The sequence below is a fragment of the Lapillicoccus sp. genome, assembly GCF_025353065.1.
Classification (GTDB): Bacteria; Actinomycetota; Actinomycetes; order Actinomycetales; family Dermatophilaceae; genus Lapillicoccus.
The window spans coordinates 41,737-51,472 of sequence record NZ_JANXRJ010000272.1 but is presented as its reverse complement, the minus strand read 5'-3'; the positions used below and the strand labels follow the sequence as shown (position 1 = coordinate 51,472).

Genomic DNA, 9,736 nt, shown 5'->3' with positions numbered 1-9,736 from the left:
CGGCGGCGACCCGGCCGTCACCAAGCTGCTGACTGCCGTCAAGGCGGGGTCGGGGGCGCCCGACCTCATCCAGACCGAGTACCAGAAGATCCCCACCCTCGTCTCGGCCGACGCCCTCGCCGACCTCGCCCCGGTGCTGCCGACGGACCTGCAGCAGCACTACTCCTCGGGCACCTGGCAGGCCGTGACCCTCGGCTCGAAGGCCGTCTACGGCGTGCCCCAGGACTCCGGCCCGATGGAGATGTACTACCGCAAGGACGTCTTCGACTCGCTCGGCCTGAAGGCCCCGACGACCTGGGCTGAGTATGCCGCGGCCGCCGAGAAGGTCCATGCCGCCAACCCGAAGAACTACCTCGGCACGTTCTCCGCCACCGACGCCGGCTGGTTCGCGGGTCTCACCCAGCAGGCTGGGGCCTCGTGGTGGGCGGTCGACGGGCAGGCCTGGAAGGTCGGAATCGACGCGGGACCGACGCAGAAGGTCGCGCAGTACTGGGGCGACCTCGTCGAAAGGGGACCATCGACAACAAGCCGATGTACACCCCCGCCTGGAACGCTGCGCTCAACAACGGCACCCAGGTCGGCTGGATCTCCGCCATCTGGGCCCCCAGCGTCCTCGACGGCAACGCCGCGTCGACCGCCGGCAAGTGGGCGATGGCCCCGTTGCCCCAGTGGAACGCCGGCGACCAGGCCACCGGCACGTGGGGCGGGTCGGCCACCTCCGCGACGACCCAGGGCAAGCACCTTCCCGAGGCCGCGAAGTTCATCGCCTGGATGAACAGCTCCCAGGCCGGGGTCAGCGCGCTCGTCAGCGACGGCAGCCTCTATCCCGCCGACCTGCCCGGCCAGGCCGCGCTCACGACACCGCCGCCGTTCTTCGCCACCCAGAAGGACTTCTACACGGTCGCCGCGTCGGTCGCCAAGACGGTGAAGCCGTTCACCTACGGCCCCAACGTCAACGTCGCCTACTCCTCCTACAACGACGAGTTCGGCAAGGCGACCCAGGCCAAGAAGGCCTCGGCCTTCCTCGCCGCAGTGACCGCGATGCAGACCACGACGCTGGCCGACCTCAAGAAGTCCGGCTTCTCGATCGCCCCGTGACCCCACCCACCCCATCACCAGGAGCTGAACCGGTGACGCAGCTCGCCTCGCCCCCCACGACCGTCGCACCGCGAGCAGCGGCCTCCCGCAGCGGCGCCTGGCGTCGCCGGTCCCTCGCCCCCTACGTCTACCTCGCCCCGGCGATGACGCTCTTCGTGCTCTTCCTCGCCCTCCCGATCGGGTATGCCGTCTACCTCAGCCTGCGTGCCGCGAGGGTGAGCGGCCTCGGCCTGGGCAAGAACTCGCGGACCGAGGTGTGGGCCGGCTTCGACAACTACGCCCGCGCGCTCGGCGATCCCGACTTCCTCGCGTCGGTCGGCCGGGTCGCCCTCTACGGCCTGCTGCTCGTCCCGACGATGCTCGGGCTGGCCCTGGTCTTCGCCCTCCTGCTCGACTCCGGGAAGGCCCGAGGCCGCGGTTTCGCCCGGCTCTCGATCTTCCTCCCGTATGCCGTCCCGGCCGTCATCGCCTCGCTCCTCTGGGGCTTCCTCTACCTCCCCGGCGTCTCCCCGGTGACGTTCGTCGCCGACCGGATCGGCGTCGCCGTCCCGGACATCCTGTCCTCGGGTCTGGTCGTCTTCGCGATCGCCAACATCGGCCTGTGGGGCGGTGTCGGCTTCAACATGATCGTCATCTACACCGCGCTCAAGGCGATCCCGCGGGAGCTCTTCGAGGCCGCCCGCCTCGACGGGTGCTCCGAGGCCGGGGTCGCGTGGCGGATCAAGATCCCCATCGTCACGCCGTCGCTCATCCTGACCTTCCTGTTCTCGATGATCGCCACGCTCCAGGTCTTCGCAGAGCCGATGACGCTGCGACCGCTCACCAACACCATCGCCTCGACGTGGAGCCCGCTGATGAAGGTCTACCGCGATGCCTTCACCCGGGACGACGTCTACTCGGCGGCTGCCACCTCCGTCGTCATCGCCGTCGCGACCTTCGCCCTGTCGTTCGGCTTCCTGCGCCTCGTCTCGAGCCGCGCCTTCAGCCAGGAGAACAGCTGACATGACTGCCCTCTCGCCGCTGTCCACCACCTCGACGACCGGGCCCGCCAGCCATCCGGTGACCGCCCGGCCCGGCCCGTCCGGCGGCCCGGGGGGTCGGCGGCGCCGGCTCGCGGGCGGCTTCCCGACGCTGGTCCTCCTCGTCGGCGCGGCATACTGCCTGCTGCCCGTCCTCTGGGTCGTGACGGCCTCCACCAAGAGCCCGGCCGAGCTGTTCTCGACGTTCACCTTCGCGCCGTCGACCCACCTGTGGGACGACGTCGTCGCCCTGACCCAGGTGCGCAACGGCATCTTCTGGCGCTGGATGGCCAACACCGCCCTGTATGCCGTGGGCGGCGGCCTGCTCTCGGTCGTCGTCTCGGGGATGGCCGGCTACGGGCTGGCGAAGTTCACTTTCGTCGGCAAGCAGCTAACCTTCAACATCATCCTCGCGGGCGTCCTGGTCCCCGGTGTCGTGCTCGCCATCCCCCAGTACCTCCTGCTCGCGCAGGTCGGCCTCACCAACACCTACTGGTCGGTCCTGCTGCCGAGCATCATCAGTCCCTACGGCATCTACCTCGCCCGGATCTATGCCGCCGCAACGGTGCCCGACGACGTGATCGAGGCGGCGAGGACCGACGGCGCCCCGGAGTGGCGGATCTTCGTGTCCATCGCCATGCCGATGATGCTGCCCGGGCTGTTCACGGTCTTCCTCTTCCAGTTCGTCGCGATCTGGAACAACTTCATGCTGCCCTACATCATGCTCGGCGACGACAGCCTCTTCCCGGTGACGGTCGGCCTCTCCGGCCTGCTCAACCAGGGGGCGTCGCAGCCCTCGATGTACAGCCTCGTCATCACCGGCGCGCTGCTGTCGATCCTGCCGCTGGTGGCGCTCTTCCTGACGCTGCAACGGTTCTGGCAGGTCGACCTCACCAGCGGCGCGGTCAAGGGTTGACCCCGGGTCGTGGACCTCTATCGTTCTCCTCGATGGCGACCAGCGACAGGACACCCAAGGCACCGAGGAGACGGCCGACGATCCACGACGTGGCCGAGGCGGCCGGCGTGTCCCGGGGCACCGTCTCGCGAGTGATCAACGGCGGCCACTGGGTGTCCACGGACGCCCTCGCCGCCGTGGAGGCGGCGATCCGCGAGACGGGCTACACGACCAACCAGCACGCCCGCAGCCTCAAGACCGGCCGCGCCAACTCCGTCGCCTTCCTGCTCACGGAGCCCCAGCACCTGCTCTTCGAGGACCCGAACTTCTCGATCCTCGTCCGGGGTGCGGCCCAGCAGCTCGCCCTGCGGGGTATGCCGCTCGTGCTCCTGATCGCCGGCACGAGCGCCGAGCAGCGGCAGGTGCTCGACTACGTCGGCGCCGGGCACGTCGACGGGGTGCTCCTCATCTCGTCGCACGCCGGCAACCCGGTTGTGGAATCGCTTGTGGCACAGGAGATCCCGACGATCGCGTGCGGCATACCGCTGGGCTTCGAGGGGCGCGTGGGCTACGTCGCGGCCGACGACCTCGGCGGGGGACGGCAGATGACCCGGCACCTGATCGACCTCGGCCGCACCGCGGTCGCGACGATCACCGGGCCCCTGGACACGCCCGGCGGCCGGCTCCGCCTCGAGGGCTACCGGGCGGAGCTCGGCGACCGCTTCGACCCGTCACTGGTCGCCCACGGCGACTACTCCCGCGAGAGCGGGGCCGCCGCGATGCGTGAGCTGCTGGGTCGGCGCCCCGACCTCGACGCCGTCTTCGTCGCCTCCGACCTCATGGCGGCCGGCGCCCTCGCGGCCCTGCGCGGGGCCGGCCGCACCGTGCCGGGTGACGTGGCCCTCGGCGGCTTCGACGACTCGGGTCTCGCCGCGACCCTCGACCCGCCGCTGACGACGATCCACCAGCCCTTCGAGCGGATCAGCGCCGAGATGGTGCGGCTCATGATGGAGGTCATCGACGGGCAGGAGTCGGCCGCGGTCACCCTCCCGGCGGCCCTGGTGGTGCGGGCGAGCACGGGCGGAGCTGCGGAAGATCCCGGCAGGGGTGAGGCGGTCGGGCGGCGGGCGTGATTGGCTGTGGGCGGGGGACGGACACCCCTGCTCGCCCCCCGCACGGAAGGGACGCCGATGGACCTCGACCGGCCCGGCACCACCGGCTCACGCTCTGCCGCGCACGACGAGCATGACGACGTCCACGAGGGCGATGGTGGCGCCGATGACGAAGGGCAGCCGCCCCCGCGACCACGCGCCGACGACGCCGAGGACGACGCAGGCCCCCGCCCCCACGCCCGCCCAGAGGGGTGGCCGGCCGGGCCCCACCACGGCGACGACGGTCCCGGCCGTGAGCAGGGTCAGGGCGATGACCCTGGTGGGGGCCTCACCCAACCGGTGCGGTGCGCCGAGCACCCCGGTGCTGGCGTCGTCGGCGAGGTCGGGCAGCACGTTGAGGAAGTGCGCGGCCATCCCGAGCAGCGCCCCGGTGACGGTCATCCACAGCGGGGCCAGGCGCGGGGTGGCGAGGGCGAGCGTGACCACCGACGGGAGCGCGCCGAAGGCCACGGCATACGGCAGGGGCGAGAGGGTCGTGCGCTTGAGCCCGAGGTTGTATGCCCATCCCGAACCGACCAGCAGGACGAGGTGGACCAGGCCCGACCGCAGCCCGCAGAGGAGCGAGAGCACGAGGGTGGCCACGACGGCCGCGGCGGTCGCAGCGCGGAGCACCCGGAGGGAGAGGCTCCCGGTCGCCGCAGGCTTGTCCTGTCGCCCGACGAGCCGGTCGCGGTCGGCGTCGACGAGGTCGTTGGACCACCCGATGGAGAGCTGGCCCGTCAGCACCGCTGCCGTGACGAGGAGCCCGGATGCCCAGGAGTGCCCGACGGTGGCGGCGAGGCCCGCGGTGAGCAGCGTGACCGCGGCGGAGGGACCGGGGTGACTAGCGCGCAGCAGCTCGGACGCCAGGCCGTCGTGGGGGTGGCTCACGCCCCGAGACTAGACAACGTCGCCACACCTCCTGCCGTGAGCCGGATCGTGTCGGTCGGGACCGCCCTGCCGGCCCACCGCTACCCCCAGGCCGAGGTGACCGCGGAGCTGCGCCGGTTCCTCGGCGCGACCGCCGGCCAGCGGGCCCTCATCGACCGCATCCACGGCAACGCCGGCGTCGCGTTCCGGCACCTCGTGCTGCCGCTCGAGCGCTACGAGGGTCTGACCGACTTCGGCGTGAGCAACGACGAGTTCATCCGTGCCGGAGTCGATCTCGGCTCGGACGCCGTGCTACGCGCCCTCGACGCTGCCGGTCTCACCCCCGGTGACGTCGACCTCGTCGTGTCGACGACCGTGACCGGGGTCGCCGTCCCGTCCCTCGAGGCGCGGGTCGCGGCCCGGATCGGGCTGCGCGACGACGTCAAGCGAATGCCGTTGATGGGACTGGGATGCGTCGCCGGGGCGGCGGGGATCGCCCGGGTCCACGACTACCTCGTGGGGCACCCCGACGAGGTGGCCGTGCTGCTCTCGGTCGAGCTCTGCAGCCTGACGATGCAGCGCGACGACGCGTCCGCCGCCAACATCGTGGCCTCCGGGCTCTTCGGCGACGGCGCTGCTGCCGTGGTGATGACCGGCTCGGCGCGCGGCGCTGGTCGCGGGGAGGGCTGTCAGCCAACGGTGCTCGCGTCGCGAAGTCGGCTCTATCCCGACACGGAGCGGGCCATGGGCTGGGACGTCGGACGGGGCGGGCTGCGGATCGTCCTCGGCGTCGAGGTGCCAGAGCTGGTGCGCGAGCACGTGCGCGGCGACGTCGACGCGTTCCTCGCGCGGCACGGTCTCGGTCGCGACGAGATCGGCTGGTGGGTGGTCCATCCCGGTGGCCCCAAGGTGCTCGAGGCGATGGAGGAGGCGCTCGAGGTCGACCGCGAGGCCGTCGGGGTGACGTGGCAGTCGCTGCACGACATCGGCAACCTCTCGTCGGCGTCGGTGCTCCACGTGCTCGGGGACACGCTGCGCGACCACGCCCCTGCACCAGGCAGCTTCGGCGTGCTGCTGGCCATGGGCCCCGGCTTCTGCCTCGAGCTCGTCCTGCTGAGGGCCTGACGATGACGCCCGGGTGGTTCACCGTCCTCGTCGCCCTCGTGGCGCTCGAGCGGGTCGTCGAGCTCGTCGTCGCGACACGCCACCTCGCGTGGGCGACGGCGCGCGGTGGGGTCGAGTCGGGTCGGCGGCACTACCCGTGGATGGTGCTCCTGCACACCGGGCTGCTGGCCGGCTGCCTCGTCGAGGCGTGGGTCGCCCACCGCGGGCCGCACCCCGTCCTCGGCGGGGTGATGGCCGGGGTGGTCGTCCTCACCCAGCTGCTGCGCTGGTGGTGCATCCGCACCCTCGGCCCGCAGTGGAACACCCGGATCGTCATCGTCCCGGGCCTGGCGCCGGTCACCTCGGGCCCCTACCGCTTCCTGCCCCACCCCAACTACCTCGCCGTCGCCGTCGAGGGGCTGGCGCTGCCGCTCGCCGGCTCGGCGTGGGTCACCGCGATCATCTTCACCGTGCTCAACGTGTGGCTCATGACGATCCGGATCCCGGCCGAGGAGAAGGCTCTTCGCACGCTCGTGGCGTCGGGCAGCACACTAGGGGACAGCACGGGAGGAGAGTCCCGTGGATGACCTCCTGGTGGTCGGCGGCGGTCCCGTCGGCCTCGCCACGGCCCTGTATGCCGCCCGCTCCGGCCTGCGCGTCTCGGTCCTCGAGCGGCGTGAGGGCAGTGTCGACAAGGCCTGCGGCGAGGGGCTGATGCCGGGTGCGCTCGCCGCCCTCGCGGAGCTGGGCGTCGACCCCGCGGGTTCGCCGATCGAGGGCATCACCTACGTGGCCGGGCGGCGTCGCGTGACCGCGCCCTTCCGACGGGGGCCGGGGCGCGGCGTCCGGCGGACCGTCCTCCACGACGCGCTCACCGACGCCGTCCTCGCTGCCGGGGTCCCGGTGCGGACCGGTGTCGCCGTGACGCTGGACCAGGACGACGAGGGGGTCCGGGTCGGTCTGCGGGACGGCGGGCTCGCGGCCGCCCGGCACGTCGTCGGGGCCGACGGGCTGCAGTCGTTCGTGCGCGGCGCGGCCGGTCTCGAGGGGGCGGTGATCGCGAAGCCGGCCCGGCACGGGCTGCGCCGCCACCACGGTGTCGCCCCCTGGTCGCCGACCGTCGAGGTCCACTGGGGACGCCGGGCCGAGGCCTACGTCACCCCCGTGGCGGCCGATACCGTGGGCGTCGCCTTCCTCACCCGCGAGCGGCTCGGCTACGACGAGCTGCTCGCGGACTTCCCCGAGCTGCGGCGCCGGCTCGAGGGGGTCGCGCCGGTCACGTCGGTGCGCGGATCCGGATCGCTGCGGCGTCGCTCGACGGCCCGGGTCAACGGCCGCGTGCTGCTCGTGGGCGACGCCAGCGGCTACGTCGACGCCCTGACCGGGGAGGGCATCGCCCTGGGTCTGCGGCAGGCGGAGCGGGCGGTGGCCGCGGTGGCGGCCGGTGACCCGGCGGCATACGAACGGGGGTGGCGGTCGGTGAGCCGTCGGCCCGATGCGTTGACCGCTGGGCTCGCCCTGGTGACGAGGGCCCGGCTCGGACGCGGTGCGATCGTGCCGCTGGCGTCGGCCTTTCCCGCCCTGTTCTCGCTGATCGTCGACGAGATCGCTTCTGCTGCAACCACATCGATGCCGACGGAGACCACGTCATGACGAGCCCACTGACCCAGGTCGAGGAGCGTGTCGTCCTGCTCGACGGGCTCGGCCACAGCGTGGGGACCGCGCTCAAGGCGCTGGTGCACGGCGCCGAGACGCCGCTGCATCTCGCCTTCTCGTGCTACCTCTTCACCGGCGACAGCGTGCTGATGACGCGGCGGGCCGACGGCAAGCGGACCTTCCCCGGGGTGTGGACCAACTCGGTCTGCGGGCACCCGCTGCCCGGCGAGGCGCTGGTCCCGAGCATCCGTCGGAGGGTGCACGACGAGCTCGGTGTCGAGGTGGCCGACCTGCGCCTGGTCCTCCCGCGCTTCCGCTACCGCGCGCAGATGGCCGGCGTCGAGGAGCACGAGTGGTGCCCGGTCGTGACCGGCACGATGGATGCCGACGTCGCCCTGGACCTCAGCCCCGACGAGGTCTCGGCGTGGGAGCTCGTGCATTGGCCGGAGCTCGTGGCCCGCGCGCGCAACGACGAGAGCCTGTCGCCGTGGTGCCGGGAACAGATCCCCCAGCTCGCTGCGCTCGGGCCCGACCCTGCGGCCTGGCCCGCCGCTGATGTCGGGTTGCTGCCACCCGCGCTGCACTGGGACTGACCGCGGCGCACCCGCCGTGGGTGGGATCGCCGGGGTCATCTCCACCCGATGTCTCTCGAAGGCGGCCTCGCGCCAGGCTTGATGCTGCGAGGGCCACCCATCGGCTCGCGTGTCACTGCTACCAGCCGTCAGGTGAAGGGGTCCACCACCGCGAGGCCGCTGATGTCCTCGAAGTCACGGACGTTCCGCGTCGCGACCTGGCATCCGCGGGAGACGCAGATACCGGCGATCTCAGCGTCCGCCATACCCATCGGGGATCCTGCGGTTGCCCGGCTCACCAGGATCCGGGCTGTTGCCCGCGCCGCGGGCAGGTCGTAGGAGAGGACGGAGTCGGCGTAGGCGTCGATCAACACGTGCCAGCGTCCCTCCAGCTCGTCACGACGGCGCCCGGCGGGGAGTGAGCCGATTCCTCGCTCGATCTCCTCCACCGTGATGACACTGATGGCGAGGTCGCCGACCCCGAGGCCGCGCGCCCAGGCCTCGACGGACCTGTCGGGCCGCTCTCGCATGAACTCCGACACCACGTCGGTGTCCGCGACGATCACGGCAGGTCCACGGCCCGGGGTCGATCGACTCGCTCCGGCCGTTCGAGATCGATGCCGCCGACCTGGGCCATCGACTCGCCGAGCGCGATCAGGACGTTGGTGTCCGGACGGTTCACGGCGGCGTCGAGGATCGCGCGCACCTCCGCCTCGACCGAGCGGCCGTGCTCTGCGGCTCGGAGCCTCAACCGCGAATGGATGGTGTCGTCGAGCTGACGAATGGTCAGAGTAGCCATCGTGACCACCTCCCTGACAGCGATGCCAGCGTCATTGACCGGGACGTGACATGGTGGAAGACGCGCCAGCGCCCAGTGCGCGGCATACCGGAGGCACGGTGCGAGCGGAAAGGCGCGGATGAGTGAGGACGCGGACGAGCGGCGGGCTGAGCGGGCCGCGCAGGCGGACTACCACGTCGCAGCGCAGCGCCGCCGGGACGAGCAGGAGTCGGCGAAGGCCCAAGTGCTGCTCGACCGGTTCGTCGCGCAGGCGACCGAGGCGGGAATCGCCACCGAGGAGCTCACGGCTCGCCCGTGGTCCGGACGCGGCCGCTACCGGACGGGGGTGGTCGGCTGGTACCTGCGCCACGACCGGTCGCTCGGCGTCGACGTGGATGGCCGCTACTACTTGCTCGTCGCGGTGCCGCGGTGGTTCGGCCGGTGGCGCACGGTCCCGCTCGAGCCGACCCCGCCGCCGCTGCAGACGGGGAGGGGCGGCCGGGACGGCGAGTCCGTCGCCCTCGACGCGTTGCTCGCGCTGCGGCTGGAGTGGCCGGATGCGGGGGGCGGCGGCATACGGTAGGTCCCTGACC

General features: G+C 72.1%; 12 protein-coding genes and 1 pseudogene. 10 read left to right on the top strand and 3 right to left on the bottom strand.

What is annotated here, in order from left to right:
* Positions 1–25: 25 nt before the first annotated feature.
* The 5 genes and pseudogenes from Q0R63_RS19985 to Q0R63_RS19965 form a co-directional block, all read left to right on the top strand.
* Positions 26–445: pseudogene (locus Q0R63_RS19985) on the top strand (extracellular solute-binding protein); the annotation flags it as partial.
* Positions 446–531: 86 nt separating this feature from the next.
* On the top strand, positions 532–1,098 hold the full coding sequence (locus tag Q0R63_RS19980; RefSeq protein ID WP_295701348.1) for a hypothetical protein: 567 nt from the start codon (positions 532–534) through the stop codon (positions 1,096–1,098).
* A 143-nt stretch (positions 1,099–1,241) separates the two neighbouring features.
* A complete protein-coding gene (locus Q0R63_RS19975; protein ID WP_295701346.1) occupies positions 1,242–2,099 on the top strand; it encodes a sugar ABC transporter permease in 858 nt (285 codons plus the stop codon).
* 1 nt (position 2,100) lies between these two features.
* The gene (locus tag Q0R63_RS19970; protein WP_295701343.1) at positions 2,101–3,033 is read left to right on the top strand and encodes a carbohydrate ABC transporter permease; all 933 of its coding nucleotides are present in this window, start codon (positions 2,101–2,103) and stop codon (positions 3,031–3,033) included.
* A gap of 32 nt (positions 3,034–3,065) precedes the next feature.
* Positions 3,066–4,145, top strand: coding sequence for a LacI family DNA-binding transcriptional regulator (locus tag Q0R63_RS19965; protein ID WP_295701341.1), 1,080 nt, complete (start codon positions 3,066–3,068; stop codon positions 4,143–4,145).
* Between the two features lie 87 nt (positions 4,146–4,232).
* Here Q0R63_RS19965 and Q0R63_RS19960 read toward each other — a convergent pair whose 3' ends face one another.
* On the bottom strand, positions 4,233–5,054 hold the full coding sequence (locus Q0R63_RS19960) for a UbiA family prenyltransferase (RefSeq protein ID WP_295701338.1): 822 nt from the start codon (positions 5,052–5,054) through the stop codon (positions 4,233–4,235).
* Between the two features lie 36 nt (positions 5,055–5,090).
* Between Q0R63_RS19960 and Q0R63_RS19955 the strand changes: the two genes are divergently transcribed.
* Genes Q0R63_RS19955 through idi form a run of 4 tightly spaced genes read left to right on the top strand, consistent with a single transcriptional unit; the run spans position 5,091 to position 8,386 of the window.
* Complete coding sequence (locus Q0R63_RS19955) at positions 5,091–6,158, top strand: 3-oxoacyl-[acyl-carrier-protein] synthase III C-terminal domain-containing protein (protein ID WP_295701336.1); 1,068 nt, start codon at positions 5,091–5,093, stop codon at positions 6,156–6,158.
* A gap of 2 nt (positions 6,159–6,160) precedes the next feature.
* Complete coding sequence (locus tag Q0R63_RS19950) at positions 6,161–6,724, top strand: isoprenylcysteine carboxylmethyltransferase family protein (protein ID WP_295701334.1); 564 nt, start codon at positions 6,161–6,163, stop codon at positions 6,722–6,724.
* Entirely contained in the window at positions 6,717–7,790 is a 1,074-nt protein-coding gene (locus Q0R63_RS19945) for an NAD(P)/FAD-dependent oxidoreductase (protein ID WP_295701332.1), read from the top strand. Before Q0R63_RS19950 ends, Q0R63_RS19945 begins: the two co-directional genes overlap by 8 nt.
* Positions 7,787–8,386, top strand: a complete 600-nt coding sequence (idi, locus tag Q0R63_RS19940) for an isopentenyl-diphosphate Delta-isomerase (protein WP_295701328.1) — start codon at positions 7,787–7,789, stop codon at positions 8,384–8,386. Before Q0R63_RS19945 ends, idi begins: the two co-directional genes overlap by 4 nt.
* Before the next feature lie 128 nt (positions 8,387–8,514).
* Here the strand turns inward: idi and Q0R63_RS19935 are convergent, their stop codons facing one another.
* Positions 8,515–8,931 carry a type II toxin-antitoxin system VapC family toxin gene (locus Q0R63_RS19935; RefSeq protein ID WP_295701325.1) on the bottom strand — a complete coding sequence of 139 codons (417 nt, stop codon included), beginning with the start codon at positions 8,929–8,931 and terminating at the stop codon, positions 8,515–8,517.
* Positions 8,928–9,164: a toxin-antitoxin system antitoxin subunit gene (locus Q0R63_RS19930; protein WP_295701322.1), complete on the bottom strand. Its 237-nt coding sequence runs from the start codon at positions 9,162–9,164 to the stop codon at positions 8,928–8,930. Before Q0R63_RS19930 ends, Q0R63_RS19935 begins: the two co-directional genes overlap by 4 nt.
* Before the next feature lie 118 nt (positions 9,165–9,282).
* Between Q0R63_RS19930 and Q0R63_RS19925 the strand changes: the two genes are divergently transcribed.
* A complete protein-coding gene (locus tag Q0R63_RS19925; protein WP_295701320.1) occupies positions 9,283–9,726 on the top strand; it encodes a hypothetical protein in 444 nt (147 codons plus the stop codon).
* Positions 9,727–9,736: the final 10 nt, after the last annotated feature.